The following is a 23748-nucleotide window of genomic DNA, read 5'->3' as shown; positions in this document are numbered from 1 at the left end:
GTGATATCTATGAATTGATTCGGTAATAAAAAAGCCGGGACGCACAACAGGGCGTCCCGGCTTTAACGACAACAGACCAACCGTTACGTGCAGATTTCGTAGCACGGAATATAGGCTGAGCCCGGCAACTTCATACGGTGTTGGGCCACAAAGCCCTGAAGCATGTCATCCATGCGACGCATCATCTCCCGGTCACCGTGGATCTTGTACGGACCATACTGCTCAATCGCGCGAATGCCCATCTCTTTCACGTTCCCCGCGACAATCCCGGAGAAGGCGCGACGCAGATCGGCAGCCAGCACTTCCACCGGCTGGTCCGGGTAGAGTTTGAGGTTCGCCATATTTTCATGGGTAGGCTCAAACGGGATCTGTAGATCGGGCGCAATACGAATTGACCAGTTGAAGCTGTAAGCATCGCCGGTATCACGACGATTCTCTTTCACCAGCGGCATCGCTTTTTTCATCTGACGCGCCACTTCCGCCGCGTCATCGATGATGATGCGGTAGTGACGACGCGCGGTTTCTCCCAGCGTATGCACGATAAACTCGTCCAGCACGCGGAAGTAGTCTGCGCTCTCTTTTGGCCCGGTCAGGATCAGCGGCAGAACCTGATCTTTGTTGGCCGGGTTCATCAGAATACCCAGCAGATAGAGCAGCTCTTCCGCCGTGCCCACGCCGCCCGGGAAGATGATAATACCGTGCGCGATACGGACAAACGCCTCCAGGCGTTTCTCGATATCCGGCATGATAATCAGCTCGTTCACCAGTGGGTTAGGCGGCTCAGCGGCAATGATTGACGGCTCGGTCATGCCGATAAACCGACCCTCTTTGTAACGCTGCTGCGCATGACCCACCGCGGCACCTTTCATTGGCGCTTCCATTGCCCCAGGACCACAGCCGGTACAGATATTCAGCTCACGCAGGCCAAGCTGCGTTCCTACCCGGCGGGCATAGAGATATTCGGTTTCGTTAATCGAGTGACCGCCCCAGCAGACCACCATGTTCGGGGCTTCGCCAACGTGCAGGGCACGTGCGTTGCGCAGAATAGAGAATACCAGGTTGGTAATATGGACCGAGCTTTCCAGATCGAGATGCTGGAAACGGCCTGCGTTGTGGATCTGCCCGTTAACAAACAGGATGTCACGCAGTACGGCAAACAGGTTGGCCTGAAGGGAACGAATGATACGCCCGTCAACAAAGGCCTCTTCTGGCGGGTTGATCACTTCCAGTTTCACGCCGCGCTCGCGGCGCAGCACGTTGATATCAAAGCTTTCGAAGCGGGACAGCAGTTCTTTACTGTTATCTGTCAGGCTTCCGGAGTTCAGTACGGCAAGTGAACAGTTACGAAACAATTGATACAAATCGCTGCTGGCCGTGCGTTTAAGCATGTCCACTTCCAGCTGCGACAACATATCCATTGAGCCAAGCGGGCTAATATGTGTAATCAAGTGAGCTCCTTATGGGACGATTATCGTCATTCCCTTTGATTACAATAGCCCTGGCGTGTGAGGTTTCACAACACTTCGGGCGGAATACCGCCCGCATATTGTGAAAAAATTTATATTATTGACGCACCAGGCGACCCGTCGCTGGCACAAAATCCGTGTTGGTGCGCCACGGGTTAATGTCCAGCCCACCACGTCGGGTATAGCGCGCGTAAACGCTCAACTTCTCTGGCTGGCAGAAACGCTGGATATCACTAAAAATACGCTCCACGCACTGCTCGTGGAATTCGTTGTGATGGCGGAACGACACCAGATAGCGCAGCAGCTTTTCGCGATCGATTTTCGGGCCGCGATACTGGATCTGTACCGAACCCCAGTCCGGCTGGTGGGTAATCAGACAGTTGGACTTCAGCAGATGGCTGACCAGCGTCTCTTCAACCACCTTGCCGCTCGCCGCGTTTTCGAGGTAATCGGCGCTGAATTCATAATTCTCCACCTCGATATCCTGATCGTCAATGCAGGTTCCGTTGAAGTGGGCGATCGGCTGCCCTTCCAGTTCGTGCAGGCGGTACAGCGAAACGCTGACCTGACCCTGAGCACAGGCGGTTAAATCGCGTTCCAGCGTCTGCTGAACCTCATCCCAGTGATTAAATTTGGTCTGGTTGAAACTGTTGAGATAGAGCTTAAAGCTCTTGGATTCCACCAGATTCTGGCTGGCGTAATCCAGCTCAACGTGTCCGACCGCCACCTGCGGCAGGCCGCGCGCGTTGAGCCAGGAGATTTCATACAGCGTCCAGATATCGCCGCCCACGAACGGCAGCGCGTCCGCGTGCAATCCCAGAGGATCGCGGTTCAGGCTGCGCGGCACACCCTGCAGCAGGCTTGCATCGTAGGTATCGCGGTAATCGGTCGATTTACCCAGCGTTAAGCCGGTTAACGCCTGATGATTTTCGTAAGACATGTTTCATAGCCACTTTACAGGTACACTTATGGGCTGAGTTTATCCTGTCTTACAAGAAGAGAGAAATCGGTGGACATCGAAACTGCAAATGCCCTTACTACCTTCACGACCCGCTATTGCGATGCGTGGCATGAAAAGCATGGAACGTGGCCGCAAAGTGCTGAATTATATGGCGTACCGTCACCGTGCATTATCTCTTCTCAGGATGATTATGTTATCTGGCAGCCGAAGCCGAGTACCGCCGGGCAAAATGTAAATGCGGTTGAACGGGCTATGGACATTGTGGTACAACCAGCGGTTCACGCGTTTTACGTCACGCAATTTGCAGGGGATATGCCCGCTCGCTTGGGTGATTTGACGCTGACGCTGTTGCAGACCTGGAGCGAAGACGATCTGCAGCGTGTTCAGGAAAACCTGATTGGTCATCTGGTCACGCAAAAACGCCTTAAGCTTTCTCCGACGCTCTTTATTGCTACGCTCGACAGTGACCTGGATGTGATTTCCGTCTGTAACCTGTCTGGCGAAGTGATTAAAGAGACCATCGGCACCCGCAATCGCGAGACCCTCGCCCCTTCACTTGCGGATTTCCTTACCCGACTTGAGCCTCTTCTGTAATCCATAATGCTACAGCGCGTGTGAGAGATCTCTTACAAGGTTTGTGAGAGATCGCTGGAACATTCAGTATTACCTCATTTAATTAAGATTAATATCACGCTGTTTTTCAATGGATTAGCTGTTTATCTCAGCTTTTATAGGGCTTTCTTACGTCTTACAACGCTCCCCTGGTGGGTTGTAAGACGAAGCGGAATAGCGGATTCTATCTCTGTCGACAGGACGCCGACACGAGAAACGAACATCAGGATGATGGCGTTTCTTACTCAGGACACGTCAGGATGACGCTGCAGGAAGGCTTCAGGATGAAGCAAAGGGATAACGCAGGACGCGTAAGGGACACCTCCAGGAAGGAGAACGAGAGCCGAACAGGACGGTCGGTGGGTCAGGAAGGCCAGGACGTTTCAGGATGAAACAAGCACGTCAGGAAGATGTGTGCAGGACGCGAAAGGTAGACGGATGACCAGCCCTTCGGGCATCAGGAAAAGTTGTCACGGATGAGCAGGGAGCACGAATTGTAGCTGGAATGCTGCGGAACGAACCGGGAGCACTGTTTTTACAGTGCTCCCTTTTTTTATTTCTGCCTCCCGCAATGCTATGCTGCGCGCCGTTCACTTTTTCAGTTGAGGTTACCATGACGCAACACGATAGCATTCGTGCTCAGTTGCACGCCATCGAAGCCCTTTTGCGCCAACATCAGCTGTGGCAAGAGACCGCGCCGCAGCCGGAAGCGTTCGCCAGCACCCAGCCATTTTGTCTGGATACCCTGGCCCCGTTCGAGTGGCTCCAGTGGGTGTTAATTCCGCGCATGCACGCGCTGCTGGAAGGCGGTCATCCGCTGCCGCAGGCGTTTGCGGTCTCTCCCTATTATGAAATGGCCCTTGAGGCGACGCACCCTGCGCGCGCGGTCATGCTGGTTGAGCTGGAAAAACTGGATGCCCTGTTTGCCGGTGAAGATGCATGACGCTTGAGATCCTCTATCAGGACGAGTGGCTGGTGGCGGTGAATAAACCGTCTGGCTGGCTGGTGCACCGCAGCTGGCTGGATCGCGACGAGAAAGTGGTCGTGATGCAGACCGTACGCGACCAGATTGGTCAGCATGTTTTTACCGCCCATCGTCTCGACAGACCGACCTCCGGCGTGCTGCTGATGGGGCTTTCCAGCGAGGCGGGACGTCTGCTGTCTCAGCAGTTCGAACAGCACCAGATCCAGAAACGCTACCACGCGATCGTGCGCGGCTGGCTGACGGACGCCGCCACGCTCGACTATCCGCTGGTAGAGGAGCTGGATAAAATCGCCGATAAATTTGCCCGCGATGACAAAGGCCCGCAGCCTGCAGTGACGGATTATCGCGGCATGGCGACCACGGAAATGCCGGTGGCAACCAGCAAATTCCCCACTACGCGCTACAGCCTGGTTGAGCTTTTGCCCAAAACCGGGCGTAAACACCAGCTGCGACGCCATCTTGCGCACCTGCGCCACCCGATTATTGGCGACAGCAAGCACGGCGATCTGCGCCAGAATCGCAGCGCGGCCGAGCATTTTGGCTGTAATAGACTGATGTTACACGCCAGCGAGCTTAGCCTGACCCACCCGTTTACCGGCGAACCGCTGAATATCCGTGCAGGGCTGGATGATGTCTGGATGCAGGCGCTGTCACAGTTTGGCTGGCTGGGGCAACTCCCCGAAAATGAAAGGGTTGAGTTTGTATCTGGCAACGTTCAGGATGAACAGTAAACGCATTCATAGGGAAAAATATCATGGCTGAAGTAGGCATTTTTGTCGGCACTATGTACGGCAACTCACTGCTGGTAGCGGAAGAGGCTGAGGCGATTCTGGCAAGCCAGGGCCATAAAGCCACGGTCTATGAAGACCCGGAACTGGCAGACTGGGAAAAGTACAAAGATAAATACATTCTGGTGGTGACGTCCACTACCGGGCAGGGCGATCTGCCGGACAGCATCGTGCCACTTTTCCAGGGCATTAAAGACCAGCTTGGCTATCAGCCGAACGTTCGCTACGGCATCATTGCCCTGGGCGATAGCTCTTACGCAAACTTCTGCGGCGGCGGCAAGCAGTTTGATGCGCTCCTGCAGGAACAGAGCGCCCAGCGCGTCGGCGAGATGCTGCTGATTGATGCCGGTGAGCATCCTGAACCGGAAAGCGAATCGAACCCGTGGGTCGAGCAGTGGGCTACGCTCCTGAAATAGTTTTCCAGGCCGGGTCAGGCGAAGCCGCCACCCGGCAATACACCCCGTACCAAACCTCAATTCCGTGAACCACCTTCCACTTGCCTGGGCTTATGCCATAAACAACCGCTCGCACACCCTTTAATACTGTGTTTTTGCACGGTGAGAGAACGTGTCACTCCTTCATATACTTTTCCGGTCACTTATAAAACGGCTTCAGGCCGTACCAAAACGACAAAACACATCTCATTCTGATTACCCTACCGGTGCTGTACAGAATGAACCAGGCGAAAGCTATGTTTCAGGAGTGCAACAATGAGTACATTAAGCCACGCAGCGAGCAGCGCTGAGAAGCGCACGAATGCCCGCTACTGGATAGTGGTGATGCTGTTTATCGTCACATCCTTTAACTATGGTGACCGCGCCACGCTGTCGATTGCCGGCTCTGAAATGGCAAAAGATATCGGCCTTGATCCGGTGGGCATGGGTTACGTTTTCTCCGCATTCTCATGGGCCTACGTCATCGGGCAAATTCCAGGCGGCTGGCTTCTGGACCGTTTTGGCTCTAAACGTGTCTATTTCTGGTCCATCTTTATCTGGTCTGCATTTACCCTTTTGCAGGGCTTCGTCGATGTTTTCAACGGTTTTGGCATTATCGTCGCGCTCTTTACGCTGCGCTTCCTGGTAGGTCTGGCAGAAGCGCCTTCCTTCCCGGGGAACAGCCGTATTGTCGCGGCCTGGTTCCCGGCGCAGGAGAGGGGAACGGCGGTGGCGATTTTTAACTCTGCCCAATATTTCGCCACGGTGATCTTCGCACCCATTATGGGCTGGCTGACGCACGAAGTGGGCTGGTCGCACGTCTTCTTCTTTATGGGCGGGCTAGGGATCATCATTAGCTTCGTCTGGCTGAAAGTGATCCACGAACCGAATCAGCATCCTGGCGTAAACAAGAAAGAGCTGGAGTACATTGCGGAAGGTGGTGCGCTGATCAATATGGATCAGAAGTCCGGGAAAGCAAAAGTCCCGTTCAGCCAGAAATGGGCGCAGATCAAACAGCTTGTCGGTACGCGGATGATGATCGGCATCTATCTGGGCCAGTACTGTATCAACGCGCTAACCTACTTCTTCATCACCTGGTTCCCGGTGTACCTGGTGCAGGCGCGGGGTATGTCGATCCTGAAAGCGGGGTTTGTGGCTTCGGTCCCGGCGATCTGCGGCTTTATCGGTGGCGTGCTCGGCGGGGTGATATCCGACTGGCTGATGCGACGCACCGGATCGCTGAACATCGCGCGTAAAACGCCGATTGTGCTCGGCATGCTGCTCTCCATGACTATGGTGTTCTGCAACTACGTCAGCGCCGAGTGGATGGTTATCGGCTTTATGGCGATGGCCTTCTTCGGCAAAGGCATTGGCGCGCTGGGCTGGGCGGTGATGGCGGATACCGCGCCAAAAGAGATCAGCGGCCTGAGCGGCGGTCTTTTCAACATGTTCGGCAACATTTCCGGGATTGTTACGCCAATCGCGATTGGCTACATCGTTGGTACGACGGGGTCATTCAACGGTGCACTGATCTACGTCGGCGTGCATGCTCTGGTGGCGGTTCTGAGTTACCTGGTGCTGGTGGGGGATATCAAGCGTATTGAACTCAAACCTGTTGTGGAGCGTGGCTGATGACAACGCAATCGAGTCCCATTGTCACCGAAATGAAAGTCATCCCGGTGGCCGGGCAGGACAGCATGCTGCTCAATATTGGCGGCGCGCACAATGCGTGGTTTACCCGCAATATCGTGGTGTTGACTGATAGCGCAGGAAATACTGGCGTGGGTGAGGCACCTGGCGGGGAGGTGATCTACCAGACCCTGGTCGATGCCATTCCGCAGGTGGTGGGCCAGGAGGTTGCCCGCCTGAACAAGGTGGTTCAACGGGTGCATAAGGGCAACCAGTCGTCAGATTTTGATACCTTCGGTAAAGGAGCCTGGACGTTTGAGCTGCGCGTCAACGCGGTGGCCGCGCTGGAGGCCGCCCTGCTTGATTTACTGGGTAAGGCGCTGAATGTCCCGGTCTGCGAGCTGCTGGGGCCAGGCAAACAGCGTGATGCGGTCACCGTGCTGGGCTATCTGTTCTACGTGGGCGATCGCACGAAAACCGATCTCCCCTATCTGGCGCAATCACCGGGTAACCACGACTGGTATCAGCTGCGCCACCAGCAAGCCCTTACCCGCGACGCGGTGGTCCGCCTGGCCGAGGCGGCTCAGGATCGCTACGGCTTCAAAGATTTCAAGCTCAAGGGTGGCGTGCTGCCCGGTGAGCAGGAGATTGAAACCGCCCGGGCGTTGAAAAAACGTTTCCCGGAGGCGCGTATCACCGTTGACCCTAACGGCGCCTGGCTGCTGGAGGAAGCCATCAGCCTGTGCAAAGGTCTGGGAGACGTGCTGACCTACGCAGAAGACCCGTGTGGCGCGGAGCAGGGCTTCTCTGGCCGTGAAGTCATGGCCGAATTCCGCCGTGCCACCGGCTTACCGGTCGCCACCAATATGATTGCCACTAACTGGCGCGAAATGGGTCATGCGGTGATGCTGAACGCCGTCGATATTCCGCTGGCGGACCCGCACTTCTGGACGCTCTCCGGCGCGGTGCGTGTGGCGCAGCTGTGCGATGACTGGGGACTGACCTGGGGCTGCCACTCCAACAATCACTTCGACATTTCGCTGGCGATGTTCACCCACGTTGGCGCCGCGGCACCGGGAAACCCGACCGCTATCGACACCCACTGGATTTGGCAGGAAGGCGAATCCCGCCTGACGAAAAATCCGCTGGAAATCAAAAATGGCAAGATTGCCGTTCCCGATTCGCCGGGCCTGGGCGTGGAGCTTGACTGGGATCAGCTTCATAAAGCCCACGAGGCGTATAAAAAGCTGCCAGGCAGTGCGCGTAACGACGCGGGCCCGATGCAGTACCTTATTCCCGGCTGGACATTTGACCGTAAGCGCCCTGTTTTTGGACGTCACTGATAAAAGGATTACACGATGAGTACTTTTACGACCCCTGTCGTCACTTCCATGCAAATCATTCCGGTCGCGGGTCATGACAGCATGCTGATGAACCTGAGCGGGGCACATGCACCGTTCTTTACCCGCAATATTGTCATTATCAAAGACAATGCCGGCCATACCGGTGTGGGTGAAATTCCGGGCGGGGAGAAGATCCGTAAAACGCTGGAGGATGCCATTCCGCTGGTGGTGGGCAAAACGCTGGGTGAGTACAAAAATGTCCTCAACACCGTGCGCAACACCTTTGCCGACCGCGATGCGGGTGGCAGGGGGCTGCAAACCTTCGATCTGCGAACCACCATCCACGTGGTAACCGGGATTGAAGCCGCAATGCTGGACTTGCTGGGCCAGCACCTGGGCGTTAACGTTGCCTCGCTGCTGGGTGAGGGGCAGCAGCGTTCAGAAGTAGAAATGCTTGGCTATCTGTTCTTTGTCGGCAATCGCACACTGACGCCGCTGCCGTACCAAAGCCAGACGAAGGAAGCATGCGACTGGTACCGGCTGCGCCATGAAGAGGCGATGACCCCGGATGCGGTGGTGAGGCTGGCGGAAGCGGCATACGAAAAATATGGCTTCAATGATTTCAAACTGAAAGGCGGCGTGCTGGCGGGTGAAGAAGAGGCAGAGGCCATTTCCGCGCTGGCAAAACGCTTCCCACAGGCGCGCGTGACGCTTGATCCAAACGGTGCATGGTCGCTTGATGAAGCGATCAAAATAGGTAAACAGCTCAAAGGTGTGCTGGCGTATGCCGAGGATCCCTGCGGGGCCGAGCAAGGTTTCTCGGGCCGCGAAGTGATGGCGGAATTCCGTCGCGCCACGGGGCTGCCGACCGCGACCAATATGATTGCCACCGACTGGCGTCAGATGGGGCATACCCTGTCATTACAATCCGTCGATATTCCGCTGGCTGACCCGCACTTCTGGACGATGCAGGGCTCGGTCCGCGTGGCGCAGATGTGCCATGAGTTTGGCCTGACCTGGGGCTCGCATTCTAATAACCACTTCGACGTGTCGCTGGCAATGTTCACCCACGTTGCCGCCGCCGCACCGGGCACCATTACCGCTATCGATACCCACTGGATCTGGCAGGAGGGGAATCAGCGTCTGACCAAAGCGCCGTTTGAGATAAAAAGTGGCATGGTGCAGGTGCCTTCAACGCCGGGATTGGGCATTGAGCTCGATATGGACCAGGTGATGAAAGCGCACGAGCTTTATCAGAAACACGGTCTGGGCGCGCGGGACGACGCGATGGCGATGCAGTATCTGATCCCCGACTGGACATTCGACAATAAACGTCCGTGCATGGTACGATAAACGCACTGGGACCGCTCCCATGAGCGGTTCTTTACGTGGTGTATGCTTAACGTAACGACTATGCGTAAGGATGGCTTATGAAAATTGTTATCGCACCGGACTCGTATAAGGAAAGTTTGAGTGCGCTTGAGGTTGCGACAGCGATAGAGCGCGGTTTTCGCGAGATCTTTCCCGAGGCGGTTTACGTCAAACTGCCGGTCGCGGATGGAGGAGAAGGCACCGTTGAGGCGATGATCGCGGCAACGCAGGGGCGAAGGGTACATGTCCCGGTGACCGGTCCCCTCGGCGAGCGGGTGGAAGGATTTTACGGGATTTCGGGTGACGAACAGAGCGCCTTTATTGAAATGGCGGCGGCAAGCGGTCTGGAACTGGTTGCGCCTTCGCAGCGCGATCCCCTGAAAACGACCTCCTGGGGCACAGGTGAACTTATCCGTCACGCGCTGGATGCGGGCGTTAAGCATATCATCATCGGTATCGGCGGCAGCGCCACCAATGACGGCGGGGCCGGGATGATGCAGGCGCTGGGGGCGAAGCTGCTCGACGCCAGTGAACAGCCGCTGGGGCAGGGCGGAGGCGAGCTGGGAAAACTCGCGCGTATCGACCTGAGCGGCCTGGACACTCGTCTGGCCGAGTGCCGGATTGAGGTCGCCTGCGACGTGACCAATCCTCTGGTTGGAAAGGATGGCGCGTCAGCCGTATTTGGCCCGCAAAAGGGGGCCACGCCTGAGATGATCATCACCCTAGACAATGCGCTTGCTCATTATGCGCGGATTATTGCCCGGGATCTGGATATGGATGTGCTAAACCTTGCTGGCGGTGGTGCGGCGGGGGGCATGGGCGCGGCGCTGTACGCTTTTTGCGGCGCACAGTTGCGCCAGGGCATTGAGATTGTAACCGATGCGCTGCACCTGGCCGACCAGGTGGCCGATGCAGATTTGGTTATCACCGGCGAAGGCCGCATCGACAGCCAGACGATCCACGGCAAAGTCCCGGTGGGGGTAGCGAAGGTCGCGAAACGCTTTAACAAACCCGTTATCGGGATTGCGGGCAGTCTGACGGCGGATGTTGGCGTGGTTCACGATCACGGCATTGATGCGGTGTTTAGCGTGATTTACACCATCTGCTCGCTGGAAGATGCGCTGGAAAATGCCAGCGCGAATGTACAGATGACCGCCAGAAATATCGCGGCGGTGCTGAAAGTGGGGCAGGGAATGTAGTTCTCCCTCTCCCCGTGGGAGAGGGCATCAGGCCGCACCCGCAATCGTAGGCCCGGTAAGGCGAAGCCGCCACCGGGCTTTTATCTCAGCTCCCCAATACCTTCATCGCTTCACGCGTCACGTTATCCATTTCATCCAGCAGCTCCAGAAACTCGGGTTCCAGCTCCGATTCTGGCGTACCTGCGCGCAGTTGCTGCTCCAGCAGCTGGCAGAGATTTTTAAGCCGCGGTACGCCGCTATAGCCGCAGCTGCCGTGAAGCTTGTGGATGGCTTCCAGCAGTTCATCCGGGTGTTCCCCCACAAGCTGTTCTTCAACCTTATTACGAATCTCCGGCAGAAACGCGACCAGCATTTGCAGCATCTCGCGGGCTAAATCGGGTTTACCTGCCGCCTGACGCAGCGCAAGCTGCCAGTCAAAGGTTGCGTTTTGATTGACGGTGACCTCAACCGGCTCGCTGGAAACCGTGTAGCTTCCGCCAATATGTCCCGGCTTATAGCGTAACAGCAGGTTATGAAGCTTCTCTTCGTCGATAGGTTTCGCCAGATAATCATTCATCCCGGCGCTCAGTAACTTCTCTTTCTGACCGGCCATCGCATGCGCGGTGACCGCAATCACCGGCGTTTGCTGCTGATGTGGCAGCTGGTGGATCAACTCACAGGCCCGAATGCCATCCATGCCCGGCATCTGAATATCCATCAGAATTAAATCGAACTGCATCTGTTTGGCTTGTTCAACGGCCTGCGTACCGCTGGTGCACAGCTCCACATGCTGAACCTGATCTTCCAGCAACACGCCAATGAGCTTCAGGTTTGCCGGGTTGTCATCAACTGCCATCACGCTCATCGGCAGTTTTTGCTCATCGTTAATCAGCGGAAGGGCATGCTGGCTAAGACGGCAATACTCCGTGAGGGCGGGCAGCAGGCGGGTGGCGGTGAGGGGTTTAAGCAGACACGCAGCTGCCCCGTCGTTTTTCAACTCCTCCGCGTTTATCTGAGCGTGACAGGGCAGCGCCAGCAGCAGATAGTCGGTCATCGACGCGGCTTTCGCCAGCCGCTCCTGCTGCATGGTCAGTTCGCCGGTGAACGTCACCGGAATACCCATCAGCAGAATGTCGTAGTGCTCAACGGCAAGCGCCGAAAAGGTAGGGCTGTAGACTACCTCCAGAGGTGTGGTGCTTAAAATATCCAGCGTGCACTGCGCGGCCGCCGCGTTAGGCTCGACGTAGGCCAGACGCTTACCGTTCAGGCAGCTTGTCACCGGACCGTCGGTCAACGCGTTCGGATTGAGATCCAGGTTAATGTGGAACCAGAAGGTTGAACCGCGGTTTGGCTGGCTGTGGAAAGAGATATCGCCGCCCATCTCGTTTACCAGCCTCTGCGTAATCACCAGCCCCAGACCGGTACCGCCATGACGACGGGAGATACTGGCATCCGCCTGGCGGAACGCCTGGAACAGACGCGACTGATCGCGCTCGGGAATACCAATCCCGGTATCGCGGATCTGAACCTCAATCTGTACCTTGTTGTTACTGAGCGCGCGTTTTTCTACCAGAATGTCGATGTTGCCGCTTTCGGTGAATTTAATGGCGTTGCCAACAAGATTGGTAATGACCTGCTGAAGGCGCAGAGGATCGCCGATGACGTTATCCGGCACGTCGTTTTTGATGTTAAGCGTCAGTTCAAGGCCTTTGTCGTGTGACGAGTGGGCGAGCAGCGTGACCACTTCATCGAGCGTACCGCGCAGCGGGAACGGTATGCTCTCCAGAATAAGCTTGCCCGCCTCCAGCTTGGAGAAGTCCAGCACGTCGTTAATGATCGCCAGCAGGTTGTTGGCCGAACGTTCAATGGTGTGCAGGTGATCGCGCTGCGTCGGGTTAAGCTCGCTTTTCAGCGTCAGGCGGGTAAAGCCGATCACCCCATTGAGCGGCGTACGCAGCTCGTGCGACATATTGGCAAGGAATTCAGATTTAATCCGCGCCGCTTCCTGGGCGCGCTTTTTCGCCAGATCCAGCTCAACGTTCTGGATCTCCATCTGCTCCAGCGTTTCGCGCAGGTCAGACGTCGCCTGGTCAACGTTATGTTGCATCTCTTCGTGATAGGCCGCCAGCGACATGGCCATCGAGTTGATGCCGTTTTTCAGCATATCCAGCTCGCCCAGCATAAAACCTTCTACGCGGCTGTCGAGCTGTCCCCGGCGGATGCGGTCAACAGTATTGACCATATTGCGGATGGGGCCCGTTACGTCGCGCATCAGGCGCCAGCCGAAGATCAGTGCAATACCAATACAGAACAGCATCATCACGCCAGAGATAAAAATCTCTTTGTACTGCTGGAGCCGGACTGACTTGAGATCCAGCTCCAGCGCCACGTATCCCAGCATGTTATTGCTGGATTTGGCGTCAGATTGCGCAGACTCGTCGGGGGAATAACTTTCCGACACGATCGGCGTGCGCAGGATCATGATATCGCCGCGCCGCAGTACGGTGAGATGGCGCGGGAAAGGTGTACCGTCCGGGATTTTCAGGGCCGCCGGATCGAGATGAAAATTCGAGGTGACAAACAGGCGGTTATGTTCGTCGTAAACGGAAATGGCGCGTACGATGTCCGAGTGGCGTCGGTGAAGCACGCTGATTAACTGCCCAATGGATTCGCGGTTTTGCAGGTTCATCCCGTACTCGCTTGAGACGGCGAGCGGTTCGATGATGCTGGCACCTGCATCCTCCAGCTGTCGCTGCAAATCGTTATAGCGGTGCACCACAAAGAAGATACTCAGCAGCAAACCGATGAGAACGGTGGGGGCGAGGATCAAAATCATCATGCGCGCGCGCAGGCTGTAGTTGGTCATGGCGTTCCGTTATGGGACAATTAAGATAATTATGTTTACGTGAGAAAAATCTCGGCGATGGCGCAATTCTACTCTGCAAAACGACGCGTGACGACGCGTCAAATCATTACTGTTGAAGCCACAGACCTTGACCCGTTTGGTCAGGGGGTGGCTCATCACAATGGTAAGACTCTGTTTATAACAGGTTTGCTGCCAACAGAACGAGCAGAAATTACGCTGACGGAAGACAAACGCCAGTACGCGCGCGGACAGGTGAAGCGTCGCCTCAACGATAGCCCGGCGCGCGTTGCGCCACGCTGTCCGCATTTTGGCGTTTGCGGAGGCTGCCAGCAACAGCATGCGAGCACAGAATTACAGCAAAAAAGCAAAAGCCGCGCCCTGGCGCGTCTGCTGAAGCACGACGTGAACGAAGTTATTGCTGATCAGCCCTGGGGCTACCGTCGCCGCGCGCGTCTGAGTCTGAGTTATCAGCCCAAAACGGCGCGGCTGGAGATGGGTTTTCGCAAAGCGGCCTCCAGCGATATTGTTGATGTGAAGCAGTGCCCTGTTTTGGTGCCCCATCTTGAAGCATTGCTTCCGCACGTGCGCACTTGCCTCTCAGGACTGGACGGCGTTCGCCATCTTGGGCATGTCGAACTGGTCATGGCCAATAATGGCCCGCTGATGGTGTTGCGCCACACCGCGCCATTATCGAAAAAAGATCGCGAAAAACTGGAACGCTTTTCGCATTCCCACGACCTGGCGCTTTTCCTTGCTCCACAAAGCGAGATACTTGAACAGGTTACCGGTGATGCGCCCTGGTATGCGTCAAACGGGCTACGCTTAACGTTTAGCCCGCGGGATTTCATTCAGGTAAATGATGGCGTAAACCAGCAGATGGTTGAGAAAGCGCTGGCGTGGCTTGATATACAGTCCACCGATCGGGTGCTCGATCTGTTCTGCGGCATGGGCAACTTCACGCTGCCGCTGGCGCGAAAAGCAGCAAGCGTCGTTGGCGTGGAAGGCGTTGAAGCGCTGGTGGCTAAAGGGCAGGAGAACGCACAACAGAACGGCTTGCAAAATGTGACATTCTTTCATCAAAATCTTGAGGAAGATGTGACGCAACAGCCGTGGGCACAGCAGGGATTTGACAAAATCCTGCTCGATCCGGCGCGCGCCGGTGCCCCGGGCGTCATGGCGCATGTGATTAAACTTGCCCCGAAGCGTGTGGTCTATGTTTCCTGTAACCCGGCAACGCTTGCCCGTGACAGTGAGGCATTAATCAGCGCGGGTTACCAAATTCAGCGTCTGGCAATGCTGGACATGTTCCCGCACACTGGGCATCTGGAATCGATGGTGTTGTTCGAGCACATCTAATTTGTTTGGCTTGTCGACTTCGACAGGCCCTGGTCCCTAAAGGAGAGGACAATGGTTGCGGTAAGAAGTGCACATCTCAATAAAGCTGGGGAGTTTGACCCACAAAAATGGATCGCAAGTCTGGGAATTTCCAGCCAGCAGTCGTGTGAACGCTTAACCGAAACCTGGGCCTACTGTCTTCGCACCACACAGGGTCATCCGGATGCCGATCTCCTCTTGTGGCGCGGCGTGGAGATGGTTGAAATCTTATCCATGCTGAACATGGATATTGAAACGCTGCAGGCCGCGTTGCTGTTTCCTCTCGCCGATGCGAACGTCGTGACGGAAGACGTGCTGCGTGAGAGCGTCGGAAAATCCGTCGTCGCGCTGATCCACGGCGTGCGCGATATGGCGGCTATCCGCCAGCTTAAAGCCGCGCACACCGATTCCGTCTCCTCTGAGCAGGTCGATAATGTCCGCCGGATGCTGCTGGCCATGGTGGATGATTTCCGCTGTGTGGTCATCAAACTGGCCGAGCGTATTGCCCACCTGCGTGAGGTGAAGGATGCGCCGGAAGACGAGCGCGTGCTGGCCGCCAAAGAGTGTACAAACATCTATGCGCCGCTGGCGAACCGGCTAGGTATCGGTCAGCTCAAATGGGAGCTGGAAGATTACTGCTTCCGTTATCTGCACCCGGCGGAATATAAGCGCATTGCCAAACTTCTTCATGAACGCCGCATCGACCGTGAGCACTATATCGAGGAGTTCGTCGGCGGCTTGCGCCAGGCGATGAAAGAAGAGAACGTGCGCGCCGAAGTCTACGGGCGACCTAAGCACATCTACAGCATCTGGCGCAAAATGCAGAAGAAACACCTCGCCTTTGACGAGCTGTTTGACGTGCGTGCCGTGCGTATCGTGGCGGAACGTCTGCAGGACTGCTACGCCGCGCTGGGGATCGTCCACACTCACTTCCGCCATCTGCCGGATGAGTTTGATGACTATGTGGCTAACCCTAAACCTAACGGTTATCAGTCCATTCACACCGTGGTGCTTGGCCCTGGCGGCAAAACGGTCGAAATTCAGATCCGCACCAAACAGATGCACGAAGATGCCGAGCTGGGCGTTGCCGCGCACTGGAAATACAAAGAGGGAACGTCGGGCGGGGCGCGTTCTGGTCACGAGGATCGCATCGCCTGGCTGCGCAAGCTGATTGCGTGGCAGGAAGAGATGGCCGACTCGGGCGAAATGCTCGACGAAGTCCGCAGCCAGGTCTTTGATGACCGGGTCTACGTCTTTACCCCGAAGGGGGATGTGGTCGACCTGCCAGCCGGTTCAACGCCGCTTGATTTTGCCTACCACATCCACAGTGACGTGGGGCACCGCTGTATCGGGGCGAAAATCGGCGGGCGCATCGTCCCGTTCACTTACCAGTTGCAGATGGGCGATCAGATTGAAATCATCACCCAGAAGCAGCCTAACCCGAGCCGGGACTGGCTTAATCCGAACCTGGGGTACGTCACCACCAGCCGCGGACGCTCAAAAATTCACGCCTGGTTCCGCAAGCAGGATCGAGACAAAAATATCCTTGCCGGTCGTCAGATCCTTGACGACGAACTGGAACATATCGGGATCAGCCTGAAAGAGGCCGAGAAATTCCTGCTGCCGCGCTACAACTTCAACGAGCTTGACGAACTGTTAGCGGCAATTGGCGGCGGCGATATTCGTCTCAATCAGATGGTTAACTTCCTGCAGGCGCAGTTCAATAAGCCAAGCGCGGAAGAGCAGGACGCGGCGGCGCTGAAGCAGCTGCAGCAGAAAACCTACGCCCCGCAGCAGCGCAGTAAAGATAATGGCCGCGTAGTGGTCGAGGGAGTGGGCAATCTGATGCACCACATTGCCCGCTGCTGTCAGCCAATTCCGGGCGACGACATCGTCGGCTTTATCACCCAGGGGCGCGGGATCTCGATCCACCGTTCCGACTGTGACCAGCTTGCCGAGCTGCAGTCCCATGCGCCGGAGCGCATCGTGGAAGCGGTCTGGGGGGAGAGCTACTCCGCCGGCTACTCGCTGGTGGTGCGTGTTACCGCCAATGACCGCAGCGGCCTGCTGCGCGATATCACCACCATTCTCGCCAACGAGAAGGTCAACGTGCTGGGTGTTGCCAGCCGCAGCGATACCCGCGAGCAGCTTGCCACCATCGATATGACCATCGAAATCTACAACCTGCAGGTGCTGGGTCGCGTGCTCGGCAAACTGAACCAGGTGCCGGATGTGATTGACGCGCGTCGTCTGCACGGCGGGTAAATACACTCTTCTGTAGGCCGGGTAAGGCTTTGCCGCCACCCGGCTTGTTTTTTAATGGAAAACACTATGACTCAAATCGACCGCCTGCTCGGCATCATGAAACGCCTGCGCGATCCGGAAAACGGCTGCCCATGGGACAAAGAGCAGACTTTCTCCACCATCGCCCCGTACACGCTTGAAGAGACCTACGAGGTGCTGGACGCCATTTCTCGCGAGGATTTTGACGACCTGCGTGGTGAACTCGGCGACCTGCTGTTCCAGGTGGTGTTCTACGCCCAGATGGCGCAGGAAGAAGGGCGCTTTAACTTTGATGATATCTGCGCCGCTATCAGCGACAAGCTTGAGCGCCGTCACCCGCATATCTTTGGCGATGCCACCGTAGGTAACAGCGCGGAAGTACTGGCCCGCTGGGAGCAGATAAAAAGCGCCGAGCGTGCTGAAAAATCCCAGCATTCGGCGCTGGACGATATTCCTCTGAGTCTGCCTGCGCTGATGCGCGCGCATAAAATTCAAAAGCGTTGTTCCGCCGTCGGTTTTGACTGGGACTCTCTGGGGCCGGTGCTGGATAAAGTGCATGAAGAGATCGACGAGGTTATGCACGAAGCGCAGCAGGCGGTGGTGGATGAAGCAAAGCTTGAGGAAGAGATGGGCGATCTGTTGTTTGCGACCGTCAACCTTTCGCGCCATTTAGGTGTAAAAGCGGAAACCGCATTGCAAAAAGCCAATCTGAAATTCGAACGTCGTTTTCGTGAAGTGGAGCGGATTGTCGCCTCGCGCGGCCTGGAAATGACCGGAATTGACCTCCAGGCGATGGAAGAAGTCTGGCAGGAAGTAAAACGCCAGGAATCTGATCTCTAACGGAATTTTGCGATCAAGCGCAATTTGTGTGATTTTTTAAATGACAAGCGCTTGATTTGCGTCAAAAACATTTACCCAAAAGGGGCTATTTTCTCACTCCTTATGTTTGTCATGGCCTGGAATGGAGACGGAGAATGAAAGTTTGTGGCGCTCGCCGTGTTCGGGTATACTACTTTCCCGTCCTGGTTATTCCATCGTTTCACCCTAACTTCTCAGGTTCAGCATGACAACGAACTATATTTTTGTGACCGGCGGGGTCGTATCCTCTCTGGGTAAAGGCATTGCCGCAGCCTCCCTCGCAGCCATTCTTGAAGCCCGTGGCCTCAATGTGACCATGATGAAACTGGATCCGTACATCAACGTCGATCCTGGCACCATGAGCCCAACCCAACACGGGGAAGTGTTCGTTACTGAAGACGGCGCTGAAACCGATCTGGATCTTGGCCACTACGAGCGTTTCATTCGTACCAAAATGACCCGTCGTAACAACTTTACGACTGGCCGCATCTACTCCGACGTTCTGCGTAAAGAGCGCCGCGGTGACTACCTGGGCGCGACCGTTCAGGTTATCCCACACATCACTAACGCCATCAAAGAGCGTGTCCTTGCCGGTGGCGAAGGGCATGACGTAGTGCTGGTTGAAATCGGCGGTACCGTAGGGGATATCGAATCCCTGCCGTTCCTCGAAGCGATTCGTCAGCTGGCGGTAGATATTGGTCGTGAGCATGCGCTGTTCATGCACCTGACGCTGGTGCCTTACATGGCGGCTGCAGGTGAAGTGAAAACCAAACCGACTCAGCACTCTGTTAAAGAGCTGCTCTCCATCGGTATTCAGCCTGACATCCTGGTTTGCCGTTCCGATCGCGCTATCCCGGCGAACGAACGTGCGAAAATTGCATTGTTCTGTAACGTGCCTGAAAAAGCCGTTATTTCAATGAAAGATGTCGATTCCATTTATAAAATCCCGGGCCTGTTGAAATCGCAGGGCCTGGACGATTATATTTGTAAACGATTCAGCTTGAACTGTCCGGAAGCTAACCTGTCTGAATGGGAACAGGTTATCTATGAAGAAGCCAATCCGGCGGGCGAAGTGACTATCGGTATGGTCGGCAAGTACATTGAACTGCCGGATGCCTATAAGTCAGTTATCGAAGCGCTGAAACACGGTGGTCTGAAGAACCGCGTCTCCGTGAACATCAAGCTGATTGATTCGCAGGATGTTGAAACGCGTGGCGTGGAAATTCTGAAAGATCTGGATGCGATTCTCATCCCTGGCGGCTTTGGCTACCGCGGTGTTGAAGGCAAGATCGCCACTGCACGCTACGCGCGTGAAAACAATATTCCTTACCTCGGCATCTGCCTGGGTATGCAGGTTGCGCTGATCGAATTTGCGCGCAACGTAGCGGGAATGGAAAACGCGAACTCTACGGAATTTGTGCCAGACTGTAAGTACCCTGTAGTGGCGCTGATTACGGAATGGCGCGACGAAGACGGTAACGTCGAAGTCCGTACCGAGAAGAGCGATCTGGGTGGCACAATGCGTCTTGGCGCACAGGCCTGCCAGCTGTCCGACGATAGCGTGGTTCGCAAGCTGTATGGCGAATCGGTCATCACCGAGCGCCATCGTCACCGCTATGAAGTCAACAACATGCTGTTGAAACAAATTGAAGCTGCGGGCCTGCGCGTTGCGGGCCGCTCCGGGGATGATCAGTTAGTCGAGATCATTGAAGTGCCAAACCATCCATGGTTTGTTGCCTGCCAGTTCCACCCGGAATTTACTTCAACGCCGCGTGACGGGCATCCGCTGTTTGCAGGCTTCGTGAAAGCCGCCAGCGAGTACCAGAAGCGTCAGGCGAAGTAAAAAAAGTTAGAACGGCAACGCGTACCTTTGGTACGCGTTGTTTGTCTGGAGTTTTAGTTTAACTTGTACTGAGGAAAATCTAATGTCCAAAATCGTTAAAGTCATCGGTCGTGAAATCATCGACTCCCGTGGTAACCCGACCGTTGAAGCTGAAGTTCATCTGGAAGGTGGTTTCGTCGGTATGGCAGCTGCTCCATCAGGTGCTTCTACGGGTTCCCGCGAAGCGCTGGAACTGCGCGATGGCGACAAATCCCGTTTCATGGGCAAAGGCGTACTGAAAGCGGTTGGCGCTGTAAACGGTCCTATTGCTCAGGCCATCATTGGCAAAGACGCTAAAGACCAGGCTGGCATCGACAAGATCATGATCGATCTGGACGGTACTGAAAACAAATCTAACTTCGGTGCGAACGCAATCCTGGCGGTTTCCCTGGCGAACGCCAAAGCAGCAGCGGCTGCTAAAGGTATGCCACTGTTCGAGCACATCGCTGAACTGAACGGCACCCCAGGCAAATACTCCATGCCTGTACCAATGATGAACATCATCAACGGTGGTGAGCACGCAGACAACAACGTTGATATTCAGGAATTCATGATTCAGCCAGTTGGCGCGAAATCCCTGAAAGAAGCGGTACGTATGGGTTCTGAAGTGTTCCACAACCTGGCTAAAGTTCTGAAAGCTAAAGGTATGAACACGGCTGTAGGTGACGAAGGTGGCTATGCGCCAAACCTGGGTTCTAACGCAGAAGCTCTGGCTGTTATCGCAGAAGCAGTAAAAGCTGCTGGCTACGAGCTGGGCAAAGACATCACCCTGGCGATGGACTGTGCAGCATCTGAATTCTACAAAGACGGTAAATACGTTCTGGCTGGCGAAGGCAACAAAGCGTTCACCTCCGAAGAGTTCACTCACTTCCTGGAAGACCTGACCAAACAGTACCCAATCGTCTCTATCGAAGACGGTCTGGACGAGTCTGACTGGGATGGTTTCGCATACCAGACCAAAGTACTGGGCGACAAAATCCAGCTGGTTGGTGACGATCTGTTCGTAACCAACACCAAGATCCTGAAAGAAGGCATCGAGAAAGGCATCGTTAACTCCATCCTGATCAAATTCAACCAGATCGGTTCTCTGACCGAAACCCTGGCTGCGATCAAAATGGCGAAAGACGCTGGCTACACCGCTGTCATCTCTCACCGTTCTGGTGAAACTGAAGATGCAACAATTGCTGACCTGGCAGTGGGTACCGCTGCAGGCCAGATCAAAACCGGTTCTATGAGCCGTTCTGACCGTGTTGCTAAATACAACCAGCTGATTCGTATCGAAGAAGCACTGGGCGAAAAAGCACCATACAACGGTCGTAAAGAGATCAAAGGCCAGGCATAATTGCTTAAGCCTTAAATGAAAATGCCAGTCGAAAGACTGGCATTTTTTTTGGCTATTTAAAATCGACCGCCATTTGCTCCGGGATGGTCAATCCCCGGGTGGTCTGGACGCAGCGGGCGATATAATCCGTAAAACGCGGGGGTTTCGGCATTCCCATGCTGAGCAGCTTATCGTTGCTGAAGCGCACGTTCAGCGTGGCAAAGGCGCCGTATAAGCGCATCGCTCTCAGCATCAGGCGTTCGTTGCATGGACCAAAAATCGTTTTCAGCTCGCGGCGCATTCTGACCAGCGTTTCGTAGCTGACCTGCGCATATTTATCACCGACGGGCGCTTTCTCCAGCGCCTGCGCCATCGCCTGATCGATGTCTGCAAAGCGAACGCTGTTTTCTTCCCCGGCAGAAATATGCACCACCTCACCCGGACGCGCGTTGCTGCCGAGCAGCATTAACAGCGCGTCGGCGCAATAATCCACCGGCACTACGTCGATCCGGTCTTCCATTGAACACATAAACTTTTGCAGCATCAGGCCCATACTGAAGACCCAGAAGATGCTGCTCGACGGCGTGCAGCCGTGACGGGTATGGCCGACGACGATGGAGGGGCGGGCGATAAGCAGCGGCAGGTCCGGGCACGCCTGACGCATCAGCTTTTCAATGGTTGACTTCGAATAAGTGTATTCCACCAGATGTTCAGCATTTTCTCTGAATTCAGCACTTTCCGCGACCAGTGAATCCTGCTCCGGGGTGCATGACATTGCTGTGCCTACGTGCAGGAAACGCTGCAGTCCAGTGACCTGTTCCATGCGGCGTGCCAGCGCAAGAGTACCGTCGACGTTTACCTTCCAGATAAGTGGGTTGTTTCCAAATGAGGCGACAGCCGCGCAGTTAACCACATGCGTGACCTGGTTCAGTCGCGGATCGTTCAGAAATGCCTCCGGCTGGCTGAGGTCGCCAATGAGAATATTCTCCACGCTCAGGGAAGCCAGCTTCTCCTCAGAAACGTTGAACTTACGCATGTTCTCCTGCACGCGCTCCAGCCCGCTTTGCGGATCGCCGGCGCGGGCAAGCAAAAGGAGTTTCACGGATTGATCGCTCGTCAGGATTTTTTCAAGTACTGCACCGCCCAGGAAACCGGTCACGCCTGTAATCAATAACATCTTCATTAATACCGTCTCATTATGATTGATGAGGCGGATTGTAGGCGCGCAAAAGTAAACGGCATTTAAATAATAAATCGCCGAAACAGGCAGCGTCTTAAGCTTATTTTAAGGAAAGGAAATCAGGTGGAGATATTGGACATTGCGGAAAGGTGAAAAATTCAATTTATAAATAATTATATTTCAACTTTATGATTTGTATGTATTTTTATGATTCAGGGTTAGGGTGGTTACAGCATTGAAAATGTAATAAATAAAATATTTTGTTACACCAAACATTTATCTGGAAAATAAATTAAATTTTGCTTAAGGGAAATTGAGTAACGTAAAAAGCAGGCTAGTTTATGTAGCCTGCGTAATATTTTCAGAGCAGCAAAGGAAGCGTAGCGCTGGCTGTTTGCTGGCTAACATCCGCGTAATGGTTGTCCAGCGCAATAAGAGAAGTGGTCAGCAATTCGACCAGCAGCATGACACCCACCTTTGCATTGAGCGCGCCAGCGCTAAGCGGGCCTTCTGGCTTGGCGGCTACCAGTTGCATATCACTCAGGGAAGCCAGCGGGCTACGTGGCGTGTTGCTGAGCGCCAGAACCTTTACGCCGCGCTTGCGGGCCAGTTTCACCACATGAAGTAAATCCCGCGTAGAACCGGAACTGGAGATAGCCACGACCAGCGTTTCAGCCGAGAGCGTTGCCGCATTCATGGCTGCGCGGTGCATGTCGCTAAATAACTGTGCGGGTTTACCCAGCCTTAATAACTTGTAATGCAGATACTCACCGAGGATTGCGCTGGCCGCGACGCCATAGATCTGCACGGATTGCGCCTGATGCAGTGCCAGTGCGGCTTTTTCAAGCAGCGTCCGGTCCAGGAGCCTGGCGGTATCCTGCAGAGCCAGGATTGACTCATTCACCACGTTATCAATTTCATCCCCGGCCTCTCGCGCGGGCTGACCCTGCTGAATATCCAGCGCCAGCGCCATTTTGAATTCGTTATAGCCCTTGCAGCCCAGCGTCCGGCAAAGACGCGTCACGCTGGCCTCGCTGGTGTGACTCTCGCGCGCCAGTTCCGTGATCGTCAGGTAGAGCACTCGGGCGGGATCGCTGAGGACAAACTCGCCGAGTTTTTGTTGTGTTGGGCTGTACCCGGAAGCCTCCTGGCGGAGCTTCAGCAGCAGATTTTCATGGTCCGACATGCCAGGTCCTTAATGCGTTTCTCTGTGACTA

The 23748-nt window shown here is 55.2% G+C and carries 18 protein-coding genes; 13 read left to right on the top strand and 5 right to left on the bottom strand.

The features are described 5' to 3' along the window. Nucleotides 1-83: 83 nt before the first annotated feature. A complete protein-coding gene (ppnN, locus tag AAER43_RS18305; protein WP_014885060.1) occupies nt 84-1448 on the bottom strand; it encodes a nucleotide 5'-monophosphate nucleosidase PpnN in 1365 nt (454 codons plus the stop codon). Between the two features lie 115 nt (nt 1449-1563). Beyond that, nucleotides 1564-2406 carry an NADPH-dependent 7-cyano-7-deazaguanine reductase QueF gene (gene queF, locus AAER43_RS18300; RefSeq protein WP_014885059.1) on the bottom strand — a complete coding sequence of 281 codons (843 nt, stop codon included), beginning with the start codon at nt 2404-2406 and terminating at the stop codon, nt 1564-1566. A 69-nt stretch (nt 2407-2475) separates the two neighbouring features. On the opposite strand from queF, the gene syd reads away from it, so the two are divergent. From syd to AAER43_RS18260, 8 genes are all read left to right on the top strand, one after another. Further along, a complete protein-coding gene (syd, locus tag AAER43_RS18295; RefSeq protein WP_047343432.1) occupies nt 2476-3021 on the top strand; it encodes a SecY-interacting protein in 546 nt (181 codons plus the stop codon). A gap of 631 nt (nt 3022-3652) precedes the next feature. After that, nucleotides 3653-3982 (top strand): YqcC family protein, encoded by a 330-nt coding sequence (locus AAER43_RS18290; protein ID WP_014885057.1) that lies wholly within the window; start codon nt 3653-3655, stop codon nt 3980-3982. After that, a complete protein-coding gene (gene truC / locus AAER43_RS18285; protein WP_023331205.1) occupies nt 3979-4755 on the top strand; it encodes a tRNA pseudouridine(65) synthase TruC in 777 nt (258 codons plus the stop codon). Before AAER43_RS18290 ends, truC begins: the two co-directional genes overlap by 4 nt. A 23-nt stretch (nt 4756-4778) precedes the next feature. Then, nucleotides 4779-5228 carry a flavodoxin gene (locus tag AAER43_RS18280; protein ID WP_050862137.1) on the top strand — a complete coding sequence of 150 codons (450 nt, stop codon included), beginning with the start codon at nt 4779-4781 and terminating at the stop codon, nt 5226-5228. A gap of 294 nt (nt 5229-5522) precedes the next feature. Further along, a complete protein-coding gene (locus tag AAER43_RS18275; protein WP_050862135.1) occupies nt 5523-6878 on the top strand; it encodes an MFS transporter in 1356 nt (451 codons plus the stop codon). After that, complete coding sequence (locus AAER43_RS18270) at nt 6878-8218, top strand: enolase C-terminal domain-like protein (RefSeq protein ID WP_057057628.1); 1341 nt, start codon at nt 6878-6880, stop codon at nt 8216-8218. Before AAER43_RS18275 ends, AAER43_RS18270 begins: the two co-directional genes overlap by 1 nt. A 15-nt stretch (nt 8219-8233) precedes the next feature. After that, nucleotides 8234-9571 carry a glucarate dehydratase gene (gene gudD, locus AAER43_RS18265; protein ID WP_050862131.1) on the top strand — a complete coding sequence of 446 codons (1338 nt, stop codon included), beginning with the start codon at nt 8234-8236 and terminating at the stop codon, nt 9569-9571. 77 nt (nt 9572-9648) lie between these two features. Beyond that, nucleotides 9649-10788, top strand: a complete 1140-nt coding sequence (locus tag AAER43_RS18260) for a glycerate kinase (protein WP_014885051.1) — start codon at nt 9649-9651, stop codon at nt 10786-10788. Nucleotides 10789-10873: 85 nt separating this feature from the next. On the opposite strand, the gene barA is transcribed toward AAER43_RS18260, so the two are convergent. Then, entirely contained in the window at nt 10874-13633 is a 2760-nt protein-coding gene (gene barA, locus AAER43_RS18255; protein WP_045134132.1) for a two-component sensor histidine kinase BarA, read from the bottom strand. A gap of 57 nt (nt 13634-13690) precedes the next feature. Here barA and rlmD point away from each other — a divergent pair, with 57 nt between their 5' ends. From rlmD to eno, 5 genes are all read left to right on the top strand, one after another. Then, nucleotides 13691-14989 carry a 23S rRNA (uracil(1939)-C(5))-methyltransferase RlmD gene (gene rlmD / locus AAER43_RS18250; protein WP_047626872.1) on the top strand — a complete coding sequence of 433 codons (1299 nt, stop codon included), beginning with the start codon at nt 13691-13693 and terminating at the stop codon, nt 14987-14989. Nucleotides 14990-15040: 51 nt separating this feature from the next. Then, a complete protein-coding gene (relA, locus tag AAER43_RS18245) occupies nt 15041-17272 on the top strand; it encodes a GTP diphosphokinase (RefSeq protein WP_014885048.1) in 2232 nt (743 codons plus the stop codon). A 66-nt stretch (nt 17273-17338) separates the two neighbouring features. Next, on the top strand, nt 17339-18130 hold the full coding sequence (mazG, locus tag AAER43_RS18240) for a nucleoside triphosphate pyrophosphohydrolase (RefSeq protein ID WP_050862129.1): 792 nt from the start codon (nt 17339-17341) through the stop codon (nt 18128-18130). A 223-nt stretch (nt 18131-18353) separates the two neighbouring features. After that, a complete protein-coding gene (pyrG, locus tag AAER43_RS18235; protein ID WP_014885046.1) occupies nt 18354-19991 on the top strand; it encodes a CTP synthase (glutamine hydrolyzing) in 1638 nt (545 codons plus the stop codon). An 82-nt stretch (nt 19992-20073) separates the two neighbouring features. After that, the gene (gene eno, locus AAER43_RS18230; protein WP_014885045.1) at nt 20074-21372 is read left to right on the top strand and encodes a phosphopyruvate hydratase; all 1299 of its coding nucleotides are present in this window, start codon (nt 20074-20076) and stop codon (nt 21370-21372) included. Between the two features lie 52 nt (nt 21373-21424). Here eno and AAER43_RS18225 read toward each other — a convergent pair whose 3' ends face one another. Further along, nucleotides 21425-22534 carry an SDR family oxidoreductase gene (locus AAER43_RS18225; RefSeq protein ID WP_047027313.1) on the bottom strand — a complete coding sequence of 370 codons (1110 nt, stop codon included), beginning with the start codon at nt 22532-22534 and terminating at the stop codon, nt 21425-21427. 358 nt (nt 22535-22892) lie between these two features. Continuing rightward, on the bottom strand, nt 22893-23717 hold the full coding sequence (locus AAER43_RS18220) for a MurR/RpiR family transcriptional regulator (protein ID WP_050862127.1): 825 nt from the start codon (nt 23715-23717) through the stop codon (nt 22893-22895). Nucleotides 23718-23748 lie beyond the last annotated feature (31 nt).

The organism is Enterobacter sp. FUJ80071, assembly GCF_038739915.1.
Lineage (GTDB): Bacteria > Pseudomonadota > Gammaproteobacteria > Enterobacterales > Enterobacteriaceae > Enterobacter > Enterobacter kobei.
Note: the sequence above shows the minus strand (reverse complement) of the source record. Positions and strands in the feature narration are given on the sequence as shown.

Coding starts and splice junctions, on each gene's coding strand:
- AAER43_RS18220 (WP_050862127.1), bottom strand. CDS start 23,717: ATGTCGGACCATGAAAATCTGCTGCTGAAGCTCCGCCAGGAGGCTTCC.
- gudD (WP_050862131.1), top strand. CDS start 8,234: ATGAGTACTTTTACGACCCCTGTCGTCACTTCCATGCAAATCATTCCG.
- AAER43_RS18260 (WP_014885051.1), top strand. CDS start 9,649: ATGAAAATTGTTATCGCACCGGACTCGTATAAGGAAAGTTTGAGTGCG.
- AAER43_RS18270 (WP_057057628.1), top strand. CDS start 6,878: ATGACAACGCAATCGAGTCCCATTGTCACCGAAATGAAAGTCATCCCG.
- mazG (WP_050862129.1), top strand. CDS start 17,339: ATGACTCAAATCGACCGCCTGCTCGGCATCATGAAACGCCTGCGCGAT.
- AAER43_RS18275 (WP_050862135.1), top strand. CDS start 5,523: ATGAGTACATTAAGCCACGCAGCGAGCAGCGCTGAGAAGCGCACGAAT.
- AAER43_RS18290 (WP_014885057.1), top strand. CDS start 3,653: ATGACGCAACACGATAGCATTCGTGCTCAGTTGCACGCCATCGAAGCC.
- relA (WP_014885048.1), top strand. CDS start 15,041: ATGGTTGCGGTAAGAAGTGCACATCTCAATAAAGCTGGGGAGTTTGAC.
- rlmD (WP_047626872.1), top strand. CDS start 13,691: ATGGCGCAATTCTACTCTGCAAAACGACGCGTGACGACGCGTCAAATC.
- truC (WP_023331205.1), top strand. CDS start 3,979: ATGACGCTTGAGATCCTCTATCAGGACGAGTGGCTGGTGGCGGTGAAT.
- barA (WP_045134132.1), bottom strand. CDS start 13,633: ATGACCAACTACAGCCTGCGCGCGCGCATGATGATTTTGATCCTCGCC.
- queF (WP_014885059.1), bottom strand. CDS start 2,406: ATGTCTTACGAAAATCATCAGGCGTTAACCGGCTTAACGCTGGGTAAA.
- AAER43_RS18280 (WP_050862137.1), top strand. CDS start 4,779: ATGGCTGAAGTAGGCATTTTTGTCGGCACTATGTACGGCAACTCACTG.
- AAER43_RS18225 (WP_047027313.1), bottom strand. CDS start 22,534: ATGAAGATGTTATTGATTACAGGCGTGACCGGTTTCCTGGGCGGTGCA.
- eno (WP_014885045.1), top strand. CDS start 20,074: ATGTCCAAAATCGTTAAAGTCATCGGTCGTGAAATCATCGACTCCCGT.
- pyrG (WP_014885046.1), top strand. CDS start 18,354: ATGACAACGAACTATATTTTTGTGACCGGCGGGGTCGTATCCTCTCTG.